Origin of the sequence: Peribacillus sp. NPDC096622 (assembly GCF_044762665.1) — a bacterium.
Classification (GTDB): domain Bacteria; phylum Bacillota; class Bacilli; order Bacillales; family DSM-1321; genus Peribacillus; species Peribacillus frigoritolerans_B.
Genome location: NZ_JBIWES010000007.1, coordinates 97,876 through 116,919, shown reverse-complemented (window position 1 = coordinate 116,919; position 19,044 = coordinate 97,876). Strand labels below are relative to the sequence as shown.

22 protein-coding genes and 2 riboswitches are annotated in these 19,044 nt (G+C 40.8%); of the genes, 6 read left to right on the top strand and 16 right to left on the bottom strand.

From position 1 onward, the window contains the following. The first annotated feature begins 162 nt into the window (after positions 1–162). Both ACIQYG_RS14615 and yidC read left to right on the top strand, forming a co-directional pair. Positions 163–450 (top strand): hypothetical protein, encoded by a 288-nt coding sequence (locus ACIQYG_RS14615; protein WP_402839105.1) that lies wholly within the window; start codon positions 163–165, stop codon positions 448–450. 28 nt (positions 451–478) lie between these two features. After that, complete coding sequence (gene yidC, locus ACIQYG_RS14610; protein ID WP_402839103.1) at positions 479–1,264, top strand: membrane protein insertase YidC; 786 nt, start codon at positions 479–481, stop codon at positions 1,262–1,264. 104 nt (positions 1,265–1,368) lie between these two features. On the opposite strand, the gene cphA is transcribed toward yidC, so the two are convergent. Beyond that, positions 1,369–3,990: a cyanophycin synthetase gene (gene cphA, locus ACIQYG_RS14605; RefSeq protein WP_402839101.1), complete on the bottom strand. Its 2,622-nt coding sequence runs from the start codon at positions 3,988–3,990 to the stop codon at positions 1,369–1,371. After that, positions 3,987–4,802, bottom strand: a complete 816-nt coding sequence (locus ACIQYG_RS14600) for a cyanophycinase (RefSeq protein ID WP_402839099.1) — start codon at positions 4,800–4,802, stop codon at positions 3,987–3,989. Before ACIQYG_RS14600 ends, cphA begins: the two co-directional genes overlap by 4 nt. A gap of 198 nt (positions 4,803–5,000) precedes the next feature. Between ACIQYG_RS14600 and ACIQYG_RS14595 the strand changes: the two genes are divergently transcribed. Further along, on the top strand, positions 5,001–5,423 hold the full coding sequence (locus ACIQYG_RS14595; protein WP_402839097.1) for a pyridoxamine 5'-phosphate oxidase family protein: 423 nt from the start codon (positions 5,001–5,003) through the stop codon (positions 5,421–5,423). A 110-nt stretch (positions 5,424–5,533) separates the two neighbouring features. Here ACIQYG_RS14595 and ACIQYG_RS14590 read toward each other — a convergent pair whose 3' ends face one another. The 8 genes from ACIQYG_RS14590 to ACIQYG_RS14555 form a co-directional block, all read right to left on the bottom strand. Then, on the bottom strand, positions 5,534–6,580 hold the full coding sequence (locus tag ACIQYG_RS14590; RefSeq protein WP_402839095.1) for a M42 family metallopeptidase: 1,047 nt from the start codon (positions 6,578–6,580) through the stop codon (positions 5,534–5,536). Between the two features lie 92 nt (positions 6,581–6,672). Beyond that, positions 6,673–6,810, bottom strand: coding sequence for a hypothetical protein (locus ACIQYG_RS14585; RefSeq protein WP_402839093.1), 138 nt, complete (start codon positions 6,808–6,810; stop codon positions 6,673–6,675). Positions 6,811–6,840: 30 nt separating this feature from the next. Then, entirely contained in the window at positions 6,841–7,029 is a 189-nt protein-coding gene (locus ACIQYG_RS14580; protein ID WP_034314269.1) for a hypothetical protein, read from the bottom strand. Positions 7,030–7,139: 110 nt separating this feature from the next. Then, the gene (opp4A, locus tag ACIQYG_RS14575; RefSeq protein ID WP_402839091.1) at positions 7,140–8,903 is read right to left on the bottom strand and encodes an oligopeptide ABC transporter substrate-binding protein; all 1,764 of its coding nucleotides are present in this window, start codon (positions 8,901–8,903) and stop codon (positions 7,140–7,142) included. 20 nt (positions 8,904–8,923) lie between these two features. Continuing rightward, positions 8,924–9,823 carry an ABC transporter permease gene (locus ACIQYG_RS14570; protein WP_402839344.1) on the bottom strand — a complete coding sequence of 300 codons (900 nt, stop codon included), beginning with the start codon at positions 9,821–9,823 and terminating at the stop codon, positions 8,924–8,926. Positions 9,824–9,845: 22 nt separating this feature from the next. Next, the gene (opp4B, locus tag ACIQYG_RS14565) at positions 9,846–10,811 is read right to left on the bottom strand and encodes an oligopeptide ABC transporter permease (protein WP_034314271.1); all 966 of its coding nucleotides are present in this window, start codon (positions 10,809–10,811) and stop codon (positions 9,846–9,848) included. A gap of 13 nt (positions 10,812–10,824) precedes the next feature. Further along, positions 10,825–11,751 (bottom strand): ABC transporter ATP-binding protein, encoded by a 927-nt coding sequence (locus ACIQYG_RS14560; protein WP_053534228.1) that lies wholly within the window; start codon positions 11,749–11,751, stop codon positions 10,825–10,827. Further along, positions 11,729–12,754: an ABC transporter ATP-binding protein gene (locus ACIQYG_RS14555; RefSeq protein WP_402839088.1), complete on the bottom strand. Its 1,026-nt coding sequence runs from the start codon at positions 12,752–12,754 to the stop codon at positions 11,729–11,731. The genes ACIQYG_RS14560 and ACIQYG_RS14555 overlap by 23 nt, the downstream gene beginning before the upstream one ends. Positions 12,755–13,248: 494 nt before the next feature. Here ACIQYG_RS14555 and ACIQYG_RS14550 point away from each other — a divergent pair, with 494 nt between their 5' ends. Beyond that, entirely contained in the window at positions 13,249–13,884 is a 636-nt protein-coding gene (locus tag ACIQYG_RS14550) for a Bax inhibitor-1/YccA family protein (protein ID WP_402839086.1), read from the top strand. A gap of 193 nt (positions 13,885–14,077) precedes the next feature. Here the strand turns inward: ACIQYG_RS14550 and ACIQYG_RS14545 are convergent, their stop codons facing one another. The 3 genes from ACIQYG_RS14545 to ACIQYG_RS14535 all read right to left on the bottom strand — a co-directional run bounded on the left by ACIQYG_RS14545 (position 14,078) and on the right by ACIQYG_RS14535 (position 15,847). Beyond that, positions 14,078–14,620 carry an acyl-CoA thioesterase gene (locus tag ACIQYG_RS14545; RefSeq protein ID WP_402839084.1) on the bottom strand — a complete coding sequence of 181 codons (543 nt, stop codon included), beginning with the start codon at positions 14,618–14,620 and terminating at the stop codon, positions 14,078–14,080. Between the two features lie 131 nt (positions 14,621–14,751). Then, positions 14,752–15,216 carry a M15 family metallopeptidase gene (locus tag ACIQYG_RS14540; protein WP_402839342.1) on the bottom strand — a complete coding sequence of 155 codons (465 nt, stop codon included), beginning with the start codon at positions 15,214–15,216 and terminating at the stop codon, positions 14,752–14,754. Between the two features lie 145 nt (positions 15,217–15,361). Then, the gene (locus ACIQYG_RS14535; RefSeq protein WP_402839082.1) at positions 15,362–15,847 is read right to left on the bottom strand and encodes a DinB family protein; all 486 of its coding nucleotides are present in this window, start codon (positions 15,845–15,847) and stop codon (positions 15,362–15,364) included. A 117-nt stretch (positions 15,848–15,964) separates the two neighbouring features. On the opposite strand from ACIQYG_RS14535, the gene ACIQYG_RS14530 reads away from it, so the two are divergent. Beyond that, a complete protein-coding gene (locus ACIQYG_RS14530; protein WP_402839080.1) occupies positions 15,965–16,309 on the top strand; it encodes a hypothetical protein in 345 nt (114 codons plus the stop codon). Positions 16,310–16,360: 51 nt separating this feature from the next. On the opposite strand, the gene ACIQYG_RS14525 is transcribed toward ACIQYG_RS14530, so the two are convergent. Continuing rightward, a complete protein-coding gene (locus ACIQYG_RS14525; RefSeq protein WP_402839078.1) occupies positions 16,361–17,062 on the bottom strand; it encodes a DUF459 domain-containing protein in 702 nt (233 codons plus the stop codon). 218 nt (positions 17,063–17,280) lie between these two features. On the opposite strand from ACIQYG_RS14525, the gene ACIQYG_RS14520 reads away from it, so the two are divergent. Then, positions 17,281–17,787 carry a GNAT family N-acetyltransferase gene (locus ACIQYG_RS14520; RefSeq protein ID WP_402839076.1) on the top strand — a complete coding sequence of 169 codons (507 nt, stop codon included), beginning with the start codon at positions 17,281–17,283 and terminating at the stop codon, positions 17,785–17,787. 69 nt (positions 17,788–17,856) lie between these two features. Here the strand turns inward: ACIQYG_RS14520 and ACIQYG_RS14515 are convergent, their stop codons facing one another. Together ACIQYG_RS14515 and ACIQYG_RS14510 are read right to left on the bottom strand one after the other, a co-directional pair. Next, on the bottom strand, positions 17,857–18,051 hold the full coding sequence (locus ACIQYG_RS14515) for an aspartyl-phosphate phosphatase Spo0E family protein (RefSeq protein WP_402839074.1): 195 nt from the start codon (positions 18,049–18,051) through the stop codon (positions 17,857–17,859). Positions 18,052–18,304: 253 nt separating this feature from the next. Then, positions 18,305–18,493, bottom strand: coding sequence for a Fur-regulated basic protein FbpA (locus ACIQYG_RS14510; RefSeq protein WP_034314291.1), 189 nt, complete (start codon positions 18,491–18,493; stop codon positions 18,305–18,307). Between the two features lie 175 nt (positions 18,494–18,668). Next, a riboswitch (SAM riboswitch) is annotated at positions 18,669–18,773 on the bottom strand. 156 nt (positions 18,774–18,929) lie between these two features. After that, positions 18,930–19,035: riboswitch (TPP riboswitch) on the top strand. The last annotated feature ends 9 nt before the right edge of the window (positions 19,036–19,044 follow it).

Below are 19,044 nucleotides of genomic sequence, written 5' to 3'. Positions count from 1 at the left end.
CCCTGTTTATTTTTTGAAAAAATCCCTATAATTTTTAGCTTTCTTGCACTAGAATTGATATAGTGTTGTTAATGATTTAAACTCAATATGGTCAAAAGTCATTTCAGGCCCTAAATCATTTTTGAACAAATTTTCTTATCTTAGAAAAAACGAGGGATTCCTATGTGGGAATTATTATTAGAATTCGATTATCAGACCGTTCGCCATGCGGTATGGGCAGGTTACTTATTTACCTTTGTCTTTCCACTGGCCGCGTTTTACTTCTTAAATAAAAAGCAATCGCTCTTGAATGACAAATATCAAGCTTCAGTTCATACAGATAAAAGTAAATCCCCTGTTCATGCAGGCAGCATTTTTGACTGGCGCGGTGCACAGCGCTTTTTCACATTTATCCGGCAAAAGGGTTCACCAGATGATTCCGATGAGCCAAGCCTCCTTCTAGTTGTTTAAACAATAACAATTCGAGGAGGAAATTATATTGAAGAAGAAAAACATGTTTTTAATTGCCATCCTATTTTTGGCAACGACCCTTTTGACAGGTTGCTCAGCAGCAACTAGCGGTCCATTTCATACAGCATTGGTTAACCCCATGACAAAAATGCTAGAATTTAATGCTGATTTATTTAATGGCAACTATGGTTTAAGCATCATCATGATGACATTTTTGATTCGCCTTGTCTTGCTTCCACTGACTGCCAAGCAATATAAAACACAGCTTAGCATGAAAACGAAGATGAATGGGCTGAAACCGGAAATGACAGCAATCCAGCAGAAAATCAAAGAGACGAAAGACCCTGCTAAACAAAAGGCTCTCCAACAGGAAATGATGCAGCTTTACCAAAAACATGGAGTCAATCCTTTAAACATGGGCTGTCTGCCGCTCTTAATTCAAATGCCGATTCTAATGGGCTTTTATTATGCGATTCAAGGTTCCCATGAAATTGCTACACATAGTTTCCTTTGGTACAGCCTAGGCCAGCCGAATATTGCCATGGCGATTATTGCTGGTGTCATTTATTACTTCCAATCGGTCATTTCCATGAGACAAATGCCGGAAGAACAGCAGAAACAAATGAAGATGATGAGCTTGCTCTCACCAGCAATGATTTTATTCATTTCTTTCTCCGCTCCTGCTGCATTGCCGCTATATTGGTCAATCGGAGGTATATTCATGATTGTTCAGTCAATCGTGCTTCAGCGAATATATAAAAAAGACCATGCCGCTGTCCCGGCTGCAAATGAAACGGTTATGAAAAAAAGCTAATCCACTTGGATTAGCTTTTTTCAACATTCACTTCCCACTTCTCTGAAACTCCTCAAGCTTGCGTTTGACAGTAAAGGGTTTTTAAGGGCGAAACCCACTTTGTTTTATTTCTTCGGCAACGGATTTGTTGAAACCTTTTCGAAAAACCTCTCTACATATTCGAAATCCGTGTAAAAGAACAATAATAGGTCACCCGGTTGTGATGTTTCCCAGGCTTTTATGAATGCGTCCAATTCATTAGGTTCGATGAATATCCGATCTTTTTGTAACCCGGCTTCTACCGCAGCTTCCTGAAGCAGCCCGGCTACTTCTAACGGCTCCCTTCCCCGCAAATCATCGTCTTCTTTAATGATGAACAGATCAGAATTAATGGCCGCTACCTTGGAGAGCCTGATAAGCTCTTCATCAATACGGTCCCCCGGTCCTGCCAAGACAGTGATAAGGCGATTTTTGTTATAGTCACTGACCGTTTCGAATATGGCCTTCAATCCCGCTTCATTATGGGCATAGTCGATGATGATCGTGCGCTCTTTCAACTTTTTTAAATTGAACCGTCCTTTGGACAAATTCGTATCAGGCATAAATGTGGCAGCCTTCTTTCTTAGTTCTTCCATGGTAATGCCTTGTGTTTCAGCTGCGGCTAACGCCTGAAGTAAATTGGCGATATTATGACGTGCCATGCCGGAAATCGTTATTGGAACCATGGTACAATCCATAAATTGTTGGATGACACCATCAGCTGAATGACAAATCACGCCTTGTTCATTGACGTACCAAACTTTACATCCCTTATTTATCGCAGCCTTTACGTGAGGCTGGGTGGCATCTGTAGAGGTGTATATGACCTCCCCATCTGTATAAGCATTCATGGCTGCTACATTCGGATCATCTGCATTCAGTATACAATAGCCTGTTTTCATTACGACTTCGGCTACCAGCCTCTTTAATTTAATGAGATCATCCAATGTATCGATTCCATCACGGCCGAGGTGATCCTCACTTACATTGGTAATGATCCCCACATCACATTTACGAAAAGCCAGACCTTCACGCAGAATCCCGCCCCGGGCCGTTTCCAATACGGCTATATCAACTTCAGGATGGGCCAATACCATTCTTGCACTGACAGGGCCACTGCAATCACCGTGATCCAATACCTCATCACCGATATATACTCCATCAGAATTTGTCATACCCACCTTTGTTTTTTCATTAGTAAGGAAATAATGAATCAATCGGGTTGTTGTCGTCTTTCCATTTGTTCCGGTCACTGCAATGATCGGAATAGCCGCCTCTTTCCGAGTCGGAAATAAATAATCGACAATGGCTTTGCCTACATCCCTTTTTTTCCCTTCACTCGGATAATGATGCATTCGAATTCCCGGTGCAGCATTCACTTCAATAATTGCAGTTTTTGAATGTTCAATTGGTTTTGATATATCCTCACAAATAAAATCTATTCCGGCGATATCCAAACCGATCGCTTTCGCGGCAGCAACAGCCATATTCTTAATGGTGGGATGAACCTGGTCCGTTACATCGATTGCCTTTCCACCAGTCGAAAGATTTGCATTGCCGACAACTTGAACCAATTCCCCTTGATTCGGAATGGTATCGAGCGTCCGATTCGATTTTTCCAAGTAACACGTCACGGTATGTGTAAGTGGGATTTTTGACATCGGCTTTTCATGGCCTTCTCCCCGCAAATCATTACAATTTTCCTTTTCTATCAAACTGCGTATCGTTTCCTTGCCATTGCCAATAACATAGGGAGGAAGCCTCAAACTGGCGGCGATAAGATCTCCGTTGACTATCAATAACCGATAATCATGTCCTTCAATATGCCGTTCGACAATGTACTTCTCCACATGCAATTCCAAACAATTGATTACATTGAATAGTTCATCCTTATTTTTGATATGGGTGATGACCCCCTGCCCCTGTCTCCCATTATACGGTTTTATGACCAGCGGAAAACCCAGCCTGTCCGCCGAGGCAAAGATATCTTCAATGGAATGGGCAACTTCCCCTTCAGGTACAGGGAGGCCACATCCTCTTAAAATTGATTTGGTCAATGATTTGTCACATGAATTCTCAACGGCAATATTCGAGGTCTGGCTAGAAATTGTCGCCTGGACATACTTCTGCCTTGTACCTGTTCCTAAACGCAATAAGCTTTCATCACCCATTCGCTCGACGGGGATACCTTTTGCTTGCGCTGCCTTAAAAATGGCTTCGGTACTTGGACCCAGTTTATTTTTATAATATAACTGCTCTATTTGTTTTACATAAGATTGTACATTTATAAGTTTTTCACCATTCAGGATGGCTTCCGCGATATCTTTTGCTGCTAAAAAAGCTTGGAGACCCGAGTGAGGCTCCTGATAGTCAAAGGTAACATAATAAAAACCCTTCTTTTCCATCATTATTGTTTTTCCACGGATGGCTTCGATTCCGGCCAAGTTTTGAAGCTCAATCGTCATATGCTCCAATATATGTCCCATCCATGTTCCTTTTCTCAGCCTTTCGGCGAAACCGCCTCGATACCCTTTTGAACATGTATGGCTTCCCAAGTTCGGGAGCGCCTTTAACAATTTTTCATTGAATCCAGGTATTGAATCAGATGGTTTCTGTTCCAGTTCCCCTATATCCAATTCAATGCAAATCGTAGGTGTATAAGCAAAATAATTAGGTCCTTTTAAATAACGGACTCGATTGATCTTCATTGTTGGATCCCCTTTTTCATCAACAATTTCCTGGTAAGCAGGTCAAAACGGTATCCCCTGGTTAGTGCATGAAGGATAAATCCCGAAAGAGTCAACTCTTCACTGCCATTATCAGAAGATGTGATATTGATATAATCACTGGTGCTGCCATCAAGAACCAATACTTGATGTTGGCCGACCACTTCAAAATGACCGTCTTTAACTAAAATTGCTGTATTTTCATCAATGCCAATACCCATAATTTCTTTTTTCCCTGCTATCGCACTTAACAGACGGTCAAAGCGGCCACGCTGGGAAAAATGTTGATCGATTATCAGTCCGTCCAGGAAGCCGAAACCTACGCCAATTTCAACCTTTAACTTATTGTCATTCAGCATCGTGTCAGCAGCTACGATCATATACTTACCTAAAATGGAAGCGCCGGCACTTGTCCCTGCTATCACCATTCCTTCATGCCAGGCTTTAGAAAGGGCATCGTGGAACTTGGTTTTTCCAATCAGTTCAGACAATCGGCTTTGGTTTCCTCCTGAAATGAAGATGGCGGAAAAAGAGGTAAGCAGTTCACAAATTGCTGGATCGTCTGCATCCTGCCTTGAATCCAACTTGATCACTTCCACCCTGTCCACGCCTAAATCCCTGAAAATCTTGATATACTCTGTACTCACTTCTTCAGGAATTTCACTCGCTGTAGGCAATATTCCTATTCCGCCATCACTATTACGGGTTGCAAGCTCGACAAATTTATTTAATACTTCACCTTCAAGGCACTTATCCTCTGCCCCGCCAATGATAAGTAATTCACCACAATTCATTCATCATACTCACCTTTACAAATGGATTCACATCATGAAATAGTTCTAAACAAAACACATAATGACTAGTATGGCAACTTCTTTCAGTATTCATTCATAAAAATGGCAAACCGCATAATTTTGTTTAACTTAATGAAAAAAGAGGAAAAGTAAAAGAGGAAAAGTAACAGAGTTAAAAAATAAAAGGAGTGTGCAAAAATGAGCCAAAACCAAATAAAAGAAAAAGTCCTGAACATCATCCGTGATCATAAAATAGGGGTTTTATCTTCAGTTGAAAACAACAAACCACATTCACGCTATATGACATTTTTTAACGATGATTTAACATTATATACACCAACGAGCGGAAAGACGGAAAAAATCGCTGAAATTGAAAAGAACCCTAATGTTCATATCCTGATCGGTTATGATAATGAAGGATTAGGCGATTCTTACCTGGAAATCTCAGGTACGTCGAAAGTAAACGATTCACAAGAACTGAAAGATAAATTATGGAACGAATCATTTGAAGAGTGGTTCGAAGACCCGAAAGATCCAAATTATTTAATCCTGCAAATTAAGCCGGAAAGCATTCGGTTGATGAACAACAATGGTGAACCTCCACAAGAATTATCATTATAATTTGTCATTCACGAGTATTACGCAGAAACTCACAGGTAAAACACCAAAACTCACGAGTACAAAATCAGAAAAGCCCGCACTACTATGATAGGAGTGCGGGCTTTTAACAATTATACCAACTCTGATTGAATATAATGCAAAATCAGATCGGCTGTATGCTTTAATGAAGAGACATGGGTCCGTTCGAAGGCATGTGAAGCATCGATTCCCGGTCCGATCAGGCCATGTACGACATCATATCCTGCCCGGATTGCAGCGGAAGCGTCCGATCCATAATATGGATAAATATCGACGCGGTAGTCGACAGCATTTGCTTGGGCAAGTGAGACCAGTTGCTGACGCAGTTTATAATGATAAGGACCCGAGGAGTCTTTTGCGCAAATGGAAACGCTGAATTCATCCGTCGATTGCCCATCACCGATCGCGCCCATATCGACAGCTAGATATTCGACTGTTTTCTCAGGGATATTGGAATTTCCGCCATAGCCGATTTCTTCATTGTTGGAAATCAGGAAATGGGTCGTGTATGCCAATTTTATCTTTCCTGCAGAAATGAGGTCAATGATATGAAGGAGGATGCCAACGCTAGCTTTATCATCCAAATGCCTTGATTTCAAAAAGCCTGTATCCGTCATTTCCACTCTCGGTTCAAAGGAGACAAAATCTCCAACAGAAATGCCAATGGCCTCGGTTTCCGCTTTGGTTTTCACGACAGCATCTATCCGGACCTCAATTGTCTCATCATCTCGCTTGGCATCCCCGGCATTTTTATATACGTGGACAGAGGTCTGATTGATTAAAATGGTCCCGGTGATAATGGCTCCGTCAGCTGTATGGATTTTACAATACTCCCCTTCCACTGAGTTCCAGCGGAAACCGCCGATCATCGTCAATTTAAGGCGGCCATTCGCCTTGATTTCCTTTACCATGGCTCCCAGAGTATCGACATGGGCAGTCAGCAAGCGATGTTTGTTATCATCTTTGCCTTTTAATGTAGCAAGCAATGCCCCTTTATTCGTGATGTTATAAGGAACCTTCCTCTGCTCCATGAAATCGGCCGCGTATTTAATGGCTTGCTCAGTATAGCCGGAGGGGCTGGGTATGGACACCAATTCTTTTATGTAAAATACGATTTCTTTTTCTTCGACCACGCTCATGCATATCTCTCCTTTCCTCTTTGTTCATTATAGCTTTTCATGGCAACTTTTAACATATTAAAAGACCGCCAAAAGGCGGTCCTTTAATCGATTTAACTCATAAAGGCCAAGACAGGCAACATGGCCATAGCTAATGTCGCAATTCCATATAACGCTAAATTCTCCATATTCACTTTTCTTTTCCACTTATTGCGCCATACTTTGTATCTGTCCATATCTTCGTTCCTCATAAAAAAACCTCCTTATGATGAAAGTTCAACTTACTTCAACTGTCTTTGTTTGTTGGACATTTCCTTCATATACTCCAAGAAGGCAATTCTCTTTTCGTCTGGATAGGCTACAATGTCTGCAATGATTTCCTCTTCGAGAGGTTTCAGTAAACGGCCAACCGATTCAGTAAACAATATTTCTAACTCTCTCTTTGTTTCATTAGGATTTCTCACTTCCATCAATATCACCCTTCCAATTACTTACTGTTATCTATATAACCTTTATCCACTTTATTGAAACACAAAAAAAAATCGACCGCCATAAAGGCAGCCGATAGTCATTAATTAAGTTATTTCGTTACCCCGACATTATGCCACTGATATTGCCGGCCTGCGAGATAATCATAACCTGTAACGCGTTCATTCACTCCCGCCAATTGATAACGGAATAATGTCGGAATGACCGGAACCTCTTCATGGATCAATTCCTGCCACTCATTATACGTATCGATTCGATATTGATCATCGAAGGCTTCCTCTGAAATCCCTTTCGCAAGCAGCTCATCATTTTTTTCATTTACCCAGCGGGTATAGTTAAATTCTGCAGATCTGGACCAAATGCCTGATGGATCCGGATCGGAAGCGACACCCCATGCTGCTGAATAAACATCAACTTCGTCATTATCCTTTTTCAGCAGGTCGTAGAATGAATTGAACTCATGCAGCCTTCCATCCTGCAATTCGACGTCCAAACCAACCTGTTCCCATTGTTGGATATAATATCTTGCAAGAGGCTCGGAAACATCGGAACCGCTCATGGAAGCAAAGTTGATCTTGAACTCTTTTCCATCCGCATCTTCACGAATGCCATCATTATTCGTATCTACAAATCCTGCTTCATCCAAAAGTTTTTTAGCTTTTTCAGGATTATATTCATATGGTTTTAGGTCTTTATTGTTATATTTAAAGTTCGGTGTAATGACAGAGTTGGCAGGGAAGCGAAGGCCCTTGTACATCTTTTCGCCAACTTCTTCATTATTGATGGCATATGCCATCGCCTGACGAAGCCGTTTATCACCGAATTTAGGATTTTCATCCATAACATTTTCTTCTTTTTCCTTATCATAATGACCGAAGTTGAAACCAATATAGGAATAAGCCAATTCAACCTTCCCCAATAATTCGACATTATCCAATTCCTTGGCCTGTTCATATTGCTCCGCCAGAACCTCTGCTACATCGAGGTCACCATTTTCAAGTGACTTGACGACAACTGCCGGATTCACGACTTTCAATGTGACACTGTCCAATTTAGGTTCACCGCGATAATAATCTTTATTCGCTTCGAATTCGACCGCTTCCCCTTGAACGATTTTCTTCACTTTGAACGGTCCAAATCCAATCGGATTTTTACGGATTTTATCCGATGATTCCAACTCTGCAATCGGAACATCTTTTAAGTATTCTTTATGAAGCGGGTATGTCCATAATCCGGTCGTGACGGAAGGATTCGCTTTTTTGAAAGTGAAAGTGATTTTCTTGCCGTCCACTTTAATGCCTGAAATCTTATCCGCTTTCCCTTCATGATACTCTTCCATACCCTCGATTAAAGCCATTTGTTCATCATAGCGGACACCTTTGTAATCCTTGTTTCCCATGACAAGATATGCATATTCCAAATCGGCACCAGTCACAGGCTTTCCATCATGCCAATTTACATTATCCTTTATCGTCAGCGTGACCGTTTTATGATCATCTGAAATCTCATAGGAAGCGGCGCCTTCATTCGTATATACATAGTCTTCGTCTGTATCCAATAAATCCTCATCAAAGAATGTGATAACTTGGTTATCAGGTTCGCCCTGATAGAAAACTTTGTTCAATATCCCTTCAAACGGGGTATCTGATACCAAACCATATGTCAAATGGCCGCCTTCAATCGGCTCTCCTTGATTTGTCGTCTTTGTCGGGAATTTAGAGGTATCGACCTGTTCGACATCTTTCCCTTTTTTCTCTTTCGTTGAAGATTTCTCCGTATCATTCGAACATGCAGCAAGCAGTAGAGACGAAATGGCCAATGCACTTAATACCTTACTGTAGCTTTTGATTTTCATATCATACACTCCCCTTTTTTTTATCCTCTTCTTTGTCTTGCATCGGCAGCGCGTTTTAACGCTTGACCAACGAAATTTATACTCAGCATCAACACTAAAATCATGAGTGATGCGGGTACCCATATCCACCACTTGTTTTCCAGAACATCTGGATTTCGAGCATAACTGATGAGCGTCCCTAAACTCGGGGTGCTCTCAGGAAGGCCGAACCCTAAGAAAGTCAAACTGGATTCTAAGCCAATATTGCCAGCAAGGTTCAAAATGAAGTTAACGATGATCAATGAACTGACATTGGGCAGAAGCTGAAACAGGATGATTTTCCAATGTGGCGTCCCGAGTGTCTGTGAGGCATGGATATAATCCAGCTCACGCTCTGACAATGCCTTTGAACGAATCAGCCGGGCCTTACCTGTCCATAAAAACATCGTCATGATTAAAATGAAAACATATACATTGAAAATCGGTACAATCGTGACTACAACGATGATGAACATCAATTGCGGGAGGGCAATCACGAAATCGATAATACGCATGATCACATTATCGGTCGCCCCGCCAAAGTAGCCGGCCAGGAGCCCTAAAGATAAACCGATGATAGCCGTGAATAATGTTATGAATAAACTGATCGTGAATGAATTTCTGGTACCTATTATCAGTTGTCCGAATACATCCCGGCCACCATAATCGGTTCCAAGCCAATAGTCTGAAGATGGTTCCATATAAATGGAGAGAAAATCGACCTTGGCTATTTCCTTGGCGTCCATGAAAAGTGACGCACCGTAAACAAAAAGCAAAATGGCTGCTAATATGATCAATGAGCCCATGGCAAGCTTATCCTTTTTGATTTCCTGCCAGATAATTTTGATTCCTGAAGGGCTCACATCTTTCACTTGTATGTTCTTTCCGGTTTCTACTTTCATTTCCATACGACTCACCCCGCTCCTATTCTATCCGTATGCGCGGATCGACCGCACTAAGTATGATGTCCGAAAGAAGTGTGCCAAGCAGAGTGGCAAATCCCGTCATCATGACGATGGCCGTGACAACGCTGAAATCCCGCAGACTGACTGAACTAAGGAAAAGCTGCCCAAGTCCCGGATAACTGAAAATGGTCTCGATTATGACCGCGCCGCCGATCAATCCAGTAATTTCATAGCCTAAGAATGCCGCAATCGGTAAAAAGGAATTTCTCAGGATATGCCGTGAATATACCTTTGATTCAGGCACTCCCTTCGAACGCGCAGTCCTTACGAAATCCTTGATTTTATTATCGATGATTTCATTTCGCAAATATTGGATCGTACTTGTTGTTGCGATTAAAGCTGTACTTAAAGCTGGTAAAATCAAATGATTGATCTTGCTTACAACATAGGCGAATGTTCCTTCGTCCACCTTTGAATCGACACTGCCTCCAGACGGGAACCAATCCAAGGCAAATCCGAAAACGAATAACATGATTAAAGCAAAAATGAAAATCGGCGTGCCAAACCCTACATAGCTATAACCCGTAACGGTTTTATCCACCCAGGTATCGTTATACCTTCCGCTAAGTATGCCTAATGGAATCGCAAGCATATATGTAAAGATCAGCGTGACCAACGCCAGGAACACCGTGTTCCAAAGCCTGTCTTCGATCACATCCATAACGGGCGTCTTATGTGTATAGGAAACACCGAAATCACCCTGTACAGCATTGGATGCCCACCTTATATATTGTTGGTACCAAGGGTCATTCAAACCCAGTTCTTCCCGGATCCTATCAAGCTCTGCTGGATTGGCCCTAGGATTGATTTCCTGGCCTGACAGTGCATCTCCCGGCATTGCTTTTGCCATCATGAAAACGATGATGCTCAATAAAAAGAGCTGCGGGATCATAACTAATAATCGTCTTAGGATAAACTTCCACATTCCTTCCACCTCCTTATTGTAATGCGACTCTATGTGTCGATGAGATCGGTTTCAAATCGTAAGCACGTCCATTCTCATCGAAATATTTTGAGTAGGTAGACTCATATTCCGAGGTGAGTTTTTTTCTAAGCTGCACTTTATCTTCACGAACTTCCGGCTCTAAATCGGGAATGGCGGCAATCAGGCGCTTCGTGTATATATGTTGGGGATTTTCATAGATTTCCTCGCTTTTTCCTTCCTCTACCAATCTACCGCGATACATGACGCCCATCCGGTCACACATATGCCGGATTACACCTAAATCATGCCCGACAAATAAATAAGTCAAATTGAACTCCTGTTGGAGATCCTGAAGGAAATTCAATACTTGTGCCTGAACGGAAACATCCAGTGCTGACACCGGTTCATCCGCAATGATCAGTTTAGGTTTCAATGTCAATGAGCGGGCAATCCCAATTCGCTGGCGCTGCCCCCCAGAAAATTCATGAGGATACTTGTGAATCGATTCCGGACTCAGTCCGACTTTGTCCAAGAAGTCCTGGACGATTTTCTTTTCCTCTGAAGGTGATAACCGTTCGAAGTTCCTCAGCGGTTCGGCAATGATGTCCAGTACCCGCTTCTTGGGATTCAAGGATGAATACGGGTCTTGGAAAATCATTTGGATATCTTTTCTGAAAGGTTTAATTTCTCTTCTACTTAATGATGCTAAATCCCTGCCTTCAAACAGGATTTGTCCGGATGTCACCTCATTCAGTTTGACCACCGCCTTGCCTGTCGTGGACTTGCCGCTTCCGGATTCCCCGACCAAACCATATGTTTCCCCTTGCTGCAGCTCAAAGGAAACACCGTCCACAGCCTTTACGTGATCAACCACCCTCCTGAAAAAACCGCCCCTTATTGGAAAATGCACTTTCAGATTATCTAATTTGAGTAATGTCATGGGCCGATGCATCTCCTTCATCTTGAAAATAAAATTCTTTATAGCAGGTACAGCGGACAAAATGATCGCTGCCCACTTCATGAAGTCGGGGTGTCTCTTCATGCGCATGCTTAGGTATCCAAGGAATCCTATCTTGGAATCGGCATCCGATCCGATCCATTTTCGCTATCGATGGAACGATTCCCTCGATGACATGCAAACGATTTTTCTCGTTTGCGGCCGAAGGAATCGAATTTAATAACGACCTCGTATATGGATGCAGCGGATTGTTGAATATCTCTTTAACACTTCCCGTTTCCACTACCTGACCTGCATACATGACTACGATCCTGTCAGCGACCTCTGCTACGACGCTTAGATCATGTGTGATTAAGATGATCCCCATTTTAGTCCTGCTTTGGATATCCTTCAGCAGATCAAGTATTTGCGCTTGAATCGTAACATCCAGTGCCGTCGTGGGTTCATCGGCGATGACCAGTGCAGGATTGCAAGCAATCGCGATCGAGATCATTGCCCTTTGCCGCATTCCGCCCGAGAGCTCATGCGGATATTGCTTGTACGTCCGTTCGGGATATGGAATTCCCACTTGTGTCAAAAGTTCGAGTGTCCTGTTCTTTTTTTCAGCACTGGAGAGTTCAGTGTGGTAATCAAGACTCTCCTCGATCTGTTTTCCTATGGTCATGAGCGGGTTCAAAGCCGTTAAAGGTTCCTGGAATATCATACCCAATTCCTTACCACGGACTTTATTCATTTGCACATCATTCAACTTTAGGAGATTTTGACCTTTATAATTGATGTTTCCTTCGGATTTCGTTCTTTGCTTATTATGTAATTGAATGATAGATAAGGCCAAGGCACTCTTTCCACAACCTGATTCTCCAACAACTGCTACAATTTCATTTTCATTCACCGTAAACGAAACATCATCCACCGCTGCATGATATTTGTTGCCGATTCGAAATGAGGTAGTTAGGTTCTCTATTTGTAAAATAGCTTTCTTCATCCTTGCTCCCCCTAAACTATTTTATCGGGAAAATAATCAATCTTCTGATAATTATTTAGAATTTTAATCATTTTTTTACAATTATACAATAGTTTTTTTAGAAAATAATCACATTTTTTTCATATTTTATAACTTTAGGAATAATTTTCTTCAATATAAAAACGTTTCCTTTATAACTGTTATACAGTAAAGTTTTGAAGTCCGATTAATTATATAAAACCAATAATTTTGAAATTATTATTTTGAGATAACTTTTTTAAAGTTCATACTCATTAATTGACCTTGTCGTTTTACGTACCGCAGAATGTTTTCACTTGAATTATTTTAATATTTCAGAAAAATTAGTCTTTTTGTAAGAATATCATAAAATAGGTAATTATTTCATATATATTTCAATACTTTTAAAAAAACACTTAATTTTTCATTAATGGCGATGAAACCTTTTTAAAACAGATTCGTAGAAGACTGTAGAAAATAAATGATGAGGTGATTGAATGTATTCACAAACTGTACAAACATATATGCCATCCGTCATGCGGACGTTCGCTTTATCACTTGCCGTTTCCGTTTTAGGGATGGCTCTCGGCACTCTTGTTCCGCCATCCTTGTTTCTTCCCTTGGCGATACTTGAGATCGCCATGTTGATTGGAGCATTCATATTACGGAGGAAAAAAGCGATAGGTTATACATTTTTGTATACTTTCACGTTGATTTCCGGAATTACGACCTATCCGATCATTGCACACTACCTAGCCGCTGCAGGGGCAAATGTGGTGATCCTGGCAGGTGTTACGACGACAGTCGTATTTGGAGGACTGGCGGTTTATGCCACAACCACCAAAAGGGACCTTTCATTCTTGGGGGGAATGTTATTTGCAGCCTTGCTAGCTTTAGTCGTCATTAGCATTTTCAACATTTTCTCTCCATTAAGCTCTACAGCCATGCTGGTCTTTTCATTTATAGGGATTTTAGTTTTCAGCGGTTATATTTTATATGATTTCAATCGAATGAAGCATTATGGGGTAACAGCCGAAGAAGTACCGCTCATGGCTTTGAATCTATATCTTGATTTCATTAACCTATTCATTAACATCTTACGCTTCTTTGGTATTTTAGCAAGCGATGACTAAAATCGGATATATTCAAACCTACAAGGTAACATAAAATAGACGCTTGGAATTTTCCAAGCGTCTTTTCACGTAATTTTCCCATTCGGATAGTTGAAGAACACAATTTTCCTAATAGCCATGGCGATTAATAAAAGACCAAATCACGATGAATTTGGTCTCGATTATCAATAAAACGGCTGAAGGGATGCCTATCTTATTTATATAATCCTGGATTTGATTGATCGGTCCATGGCAGTTTCACACCGAAAGTACTTGCAATGAACTGTGTATCTTCCCTTCTTTTTTTCCTTATTTGGGCCCGTTGTTTAGCTGATTCATTTAAATTCCTTTCCATTTCCGTTTCAGGAACCAAACGCGGAACAGGGATTGGTTTACCTTCTTCATTAATGGCAACAAATGTCAAGAAGGAAATCACGCATAAATTTCGGGCTCCAGTAACTAAATCCTCCGCAATCACCTTGACGATGATTTCCATTGATGTTCTGCCCGTATAAGTCACGAAGCTTTCAAGGCAAACTGCGTTTCCTTCGTGAATAGGGTGCAGGAAATCGACAGAATCAGTTGATGCCGTAACGACGTTGCTTCGCGCATGACGCATGGCTGATATAGCCGCTACATCATCAATGTATGCCATTAATTTGCCTCCGAACATCGTACCAATATTATTTGTATCCGGCGGGAGGACAAGGCTTGTTTTTATGACCAATGAGTCCCGGCAATTTTTTGTTTCTTCCATGGTGACTGCACTCCTTTATGTCTGATTTCTCACTAGTCCACTTTATCGAATTCTTACCTGTAAAGCAATTCACATGCTTATTTTCCTGCTTTTAGTCAAAATTATGCGGCTTATAATGAAGCCAACCACTTTCACTGCCCTTTTGGCTGCTTGCCTTGTTGCAGCTCACGCAGGCTTAGACCAAATGTCATTTGTAAATGTGGATAATCCTTGAACCCTGCCCAATCCCCTCCCCATTCGAAACCTAACCCTTTAGCGATGGTTACGACTTCCATCCAATCCGACTTTCCATTATCGTTGCCGTCATAACTCATATCCCAAATGGCCTCGCCTTGTTTGTTAAGGAGGGCAAAATCTATTGCCAAACCGAAATTATGCAGCGACTCGCCACCTCTTGCATTCGTTACGATGTTGCCCGAGTCTGATCTTCCCTTTTCATAGAGTTCATTTTGCTCGGCTAGAGACCGGAACCCTGCCGTAATGATAACCTGGATGCCTTTGTCATTGGCCAGTTGAATGAGCTCATCTTTTTTTTCGGCGACGATCGGATTAAGCTCGTCAGTCAGTTCGATTTCATCCAGGTCAGGCGGAAGCATATACTTGAACAAGAGCCACAGCAACAATCCGAAAAAGCCCAATACCAAACATGTCCTTACCCAAGTGGCTTTCACTAAAAACCCTTCCTTTACGAATATCTGTATGAAAATGAAAAACTCAACCAAAGACGGATGAGTTTTTCTTCTATAATAACTTTGCTTTCAGTTCTTCAATTTGCAATAAATGCCGTTTTTCATGTAGTCCCACGAACGGAATCCATTGCTTCAGACTTAAATCTTTAAACAAAGGGTGTGGAAAAGACTTTTGTTCGAGATCAATTTCCTTTGCATGGTCAACGACCTGTACAAAAGCTTTTCGGGATTCGGACAACTTCTCCTTAACTTCAATCAAAGTCTGGTATGATTCTGACGGAATGACAAATGGCGGGGCCTGGACCTTCACTTCACGATTTAAAGTAAGCTCTATCGGTTTATCCACAGCAGGAATGCTTTCATCGCTCTTCAATTTATCGGAAATGCTCTTTGTTATGGCCCTCTCCATTAAATATAAATGATCCAAAACCTGGATGATGCTCCATCGTCCAGGTTCAGGCTGGGCGTTCAGCTGTTCATCCGATAGTCCGTTGACCGCATTTAAAAGTTCTTCCCTGATTTTTTCATTTTCATTCATTTTAGCATCTCCTCTTATCAGCCTCGCTAATCTCCTTTAATTATTCCATGTCCTATAGGAAAGTGTAAAATAATAATACTTTTTGACAAAACGAACCGATTAAAAGTTGTCTATTTTTTGAAAAGCTCTATGATATTCATAAAGGCAAAATTCATCAAGGACAGTCTAAATAGGAGTGATCGCTATGAGTGGAGGACATATTCCATTCAGCCAACGGCGGCCTTGGATACAGAATCCGAACATTTGATCCAACAAGCATTGTCACGTTTAATGAAAAACCGGACTTCAATAGTCATTGCACATCGTTTATCGACCATTCATGATGCCGATCAAATCATCGTGCTGGAAAAAGGGCAGGTCCATGAAAAAGGAACACATGAACAGTTAATGCAAAACAACGACCGATACAAGCAGCTCCATGACTTACAGTTCCCTCAACTAAAAGCTATATCAAATTCCTAGCGACTTAGCAGGCAAAAATGCACAGAAAGCCTTTCTGTGCATTTTTTGCTTTCATTTGAAATCATAACTTTCCAAAACCCGATTCGCAATGAGCTGATACCCTTTTTCATTCGGATGTAACTTATCACTGAAATACTTTGTTTTCTTTTCGTCTTCAAAAAGATCATTTGTAGGAATGAATAACATCCTTTTATCTTTATCCGCTAACCCCTTTATTGACCGGTTATAATCGCGAATGTGCTTTTCAAGTTTTTGATTGTCTTTAATTGGGTTATATAGTCCTACTACCAGAATATCCGCTTTATCGTTTGCCTCCAGCAATGTTGATGTAATCTTTTTCAGATGGTTGATATACTCCCGTTTACCCTCATTGATTTTTCGGTCACTTATTTTCTCCAAGTCCCCGCCGTTACTATTGATCAAGTCATTCGTTCCAATAAAAATGATGAAAGTATCGGCTTCATCAAGTTTCGTTTTAATGCGGTAATCATCAAGCTGTTTCATCACCCCATCCGTTTCCTGGCCTTTTATACCGTAATTCCAAAAACTCACTTTTTGCTCCGATTGCGGATCATTCAATTCATCCTCAAGGCCTTCTATATATCCTTCCCCGTTTTTATCCCCTTTTCCGTAGGTTAATGAATCTCCAAAAGCCATGACCCTTTGCACATCTTCCGACTCCGAGGCCTGGAATTCATATGCAGCAAAACATATAACCAGTACAATAATCAATAAACCTGCCAATTTTTTCATTTGGTTCTCCTCTTGTCTTTTTACTAGAAGTATTTAGTCTTTTACATACCCAAAAATCTGAAGTCTTAACATAAAAAAGAATTGTCAGATAAAGAGTAATGAGTGTATGATAATATAAAACTTTCAATGGATTGGGTGTCGTTCACCGTCCCTAAAACCAAAAACGGGATTACCCTTCATTCTGGAGATTGAATAAATGATAGTTAGGAGTTTAAATCATGGAAGAGAACATAGAGTTTAGAGAGGCAGAACTATCTGATCTACCCAGAATTGTTGAAATATATAATTCGACAATTGCTTCAAGAATGGTCACGGCAGATACGGAACCTGTATCCGTCCAATCGAGGGTTAAATGGTTTGAGGAACATCATTCAGAAAGTAGACCGCTATATATCATTACTATAGAAGGGAAAACTGCTGGATGGATGAGCTTTCAATCCTTCTATGGCCGACCGGCATATAAGTCCACTGCGGAAATCAGCATTTATATTGATGATTATTTCCGGGGAAAAGGAATCGGACAAATTTCGATTCGAAAGGCAATTGAATTGTGTCCAAAATTAGGTATTAAGACTTTATTGGGTTTCATTTTCGCCCACAATGCACCGAGCCTTAAGCTTTTTTCCAAATTTGGGTTTGAAGAATGGGCACATTTACCTCAAGTTGCCGAGCTGGATGGCATTGAGCGGGATTTGATCATTCTTGGTAAACGTGTCGATATTTAATATATAATTCTTTAGAGCTATTGCCTTGAGCAGTAGCTTTTCAGATTAATACAGGTCGAATTGGCTAATTTAAAAATACCTATTTGCTTTTTGAAAGGAAAAATACTCAGAATCCCTTTTACTTGCTAATGCATTTAATAGCCTATCCAATTCTTGACTGGCTTGAACAGTTACCAGACTTGTTAAGCCGTAAATCGCTCCCAACTTTATCATTTCCTGTCTCTTTTCTTCTACTTTTTCTACAGTTACCTTACGGCAAGGCACTATAGCCACCTCCCATTAATTCAATATTTTTACACTTTCATCATAATGAAACCACTAGTTAAAATCAACTATTTTCCAGGAATAAAATGTGTTATTTTATAGGTCAAATGTGACAAAACACCTATTCCACTCTTTAATTATGTATATTTTGTGTCGTTTTCTATTAAACGCAAAAAAAGCATCCACTAGTGTAGACTGCGAATGCTTACATCATATCCCTTATCCATGAACCAAAAATATAGTATATCGCTTACTATGTCATCCATTCAGAAGGTGACTCGTTATTGGGTCTATTTATAACAATCTTATATTCATCTTCAAGTACTTTTAATGGGGCATCATAAAGGTGCCTTTCATCAGAGGTTTTGTATACTCCATTGGCCAATAGCTCTTCAATGAGCTTTGCCTTCCTCTGTTCAATCCTCTTAAATAATTCTGCCATGTAAATGGCTCCTTTCCTAGTCGTCCTTGAGCCTGCTTCTAGTTAGCTAAACTTTATCAACTTGTTTGATTTCACCAAATTATATATACCTTTTCTATTATGTCACTAAACGTTATTTCCCAAAAATAAAAGCCCCTTCCAATTTAAGAAGAGGCTGACAGTGTCCGTACGGCTCTTCTTATCTTCCAAGCATATGCTTGTTGGATTTAGCACAGTTCCCAAAACGGGTCCGCTGCCGAGGTTTCTTAGGGCCAAGTCCCTCCACCTCTCTGGATAAGAATTCGATATATAATGATGTAGAAACGATTCTATCCTAATAATCATCAAAAGTCAATTACCTGGTTCTCCCTTTTTTCCTGGAATAAAGGGAACCCTGTTTCAAATACGTATTGCATTTTCTTGTCTTTCTGATATGATGTCAGTAATTACATACAATTCACACCACTAGGGGAGTCTTTTTTTAAGACTGAGATGGAATTAGTTCCGGACCCTTTGAACCTGAACCGGCTCATACCGGCGGAGGGAAGTGGATGATATCGTCCATTTACAGA

What these genes read in the sequence shown, in the direction of transcription:
- ACIQYG_RS14520 (WP_402839076.1), top strand. Translation starts at nt 17,281, where the DNA reads ATGGAAGAGAACATAGAGTTTAGAGAGGCAGAACTATCTGATCTACCC.
- ACIQYG_RS14595 (WP_402839097.1), top strand. Translation starts at nt 5,001, where the DNA reads ATGAGCCAAAACCAAATAAAAGAAAAAGTCCTGAACATCATCCGTGAT.
- cphA (WP_402839101.1), bottom strand. Translation starts at nt 3,990, where the DNA reads ATGAAGATCAATCGAGTCCGTTATTTAAAAGGACCTAATTATTTTGCT.
- ACIQYG_RS14585 (WP_402839093.1), bottom strand. Translation starts at nt 6,810, where the DNA reads ATGAGGAACGAAGATATGGACAGATACAAAGTATGGCGCAATAAGTGG.
- ACIQYG_RS14560 (WP_053534228.1), bottom strand. Translation starts at nt 11,751, where the DNA reads ATGACATTACTCAAATTAGATAATCTGAAAGTGCATTTTCCAATAAGG.
- ACIQYG_RS14510 (WP_034314291.1), bottom strand. Translation starts at nt 18,493, where the DNA reads ATGGCAGAATTATTTAAGAGGATTGAACAGAGGAAGGCAAAGCTCATT.
- ACIQYG_RS14590 (WP_402839095.1), bottom strand. Translation starts at nt 6,580, where the DNA reads ATGAGCGTGGTCGAAGAAAAAGAAATCGTATTTTACATAAAAGAATTG.
- ACIQYG_RS14600 (WP_402839099.1), bottom strand. Translation starts at nt 4,802, where the DNA reads ATGAATTGTGGTGAATTACTTATCATTGGCGGGGCAGAGGATAAGTGC.
- ACIQYG_RS14550 (WP_402839086.1), top strand. Translation starts at nt 13,249, where the DNA reads ATGTATTCACAAACTGTACAAACATATATGCCATCCGTCATGCGGACG.
- opp4B (WP_034314271.1), bottom strand. Translation starts at nt 10,811, where the DNA reads ATGTGGAAGTTTATCCTAAGACGATTATTAGTTATGATCCCGCAGCTC.
- ACIQYG_RS14615 (WP_402839105.1), top strand. Translation starts at nt 163, where the DNA reads ATGTGGGAATTATTATTAGAATTCGATTATCAGACCGTTCGCCATGCG.
- opp4A (WP_402839091.1), bottom strand. Translation starts at nt 8,903, where the DNA reads ATGAAAATCAAAAGCTACAGTAAGGTATTAAGTGCATTGGCCATTTCG.
- ACIQYG_RS14580 (WP_034314269.1), bottom strand. Translation starts at nt 7,029, where the DNA reads ATGGAAGTGAGAAATCCTAATGAAACAAAGAGAGAGTTAGAAATATTG.
- ACIQYG_RS14570 (WP_402839344.1), bottom strand. Translation starts at nt 9,823, where the DNA reads ATGAAAGTAGAAACCGGAAAGAACATACAAGTGAAAGATGTGAGCCCT.
- ACIQYG_RS14525 (WP_402839078.1), bottom strand. Translation starts at nt 17,062, where the DNA reads ATGAAAAAATTGGCAGGTTTATTGATTATTGTACTGGTTATATGTTTT.
- ACIQYG_RS14545 (WP_402839084.1), bottom strand. Translation starts at nt 14,620, where the DNA reads ATGGAAGAAACAAAAAATTGCCGGGACTCATTGGTCATAAAAACAAGC.
- ACIQYG_RS14540 (WP_402839342.1), bottom strand. Translation starts at nt 15,216, where the DNA reads ATGCTTCCGCCTGACCTGGATGAAATCGAACTGACTGACGAGCTTAAT.
- ACIQYG_RS14555 (WP_402839088.1), bottom strand. Translation starts at nt 12,754, where the DNA reads ATGAAGAAAGCTATTTTACAAATAGAGAACCTAACTACCTCATTTCGA.
- ACIQYG_RS14535 (WP_402839082.1), bottom strand. Translation starts at nt 15,847, where the DNA reads ATGAATGAAAATGAAAAAATCAGGGAAGAACTTTTAAATGCGGTCAAC.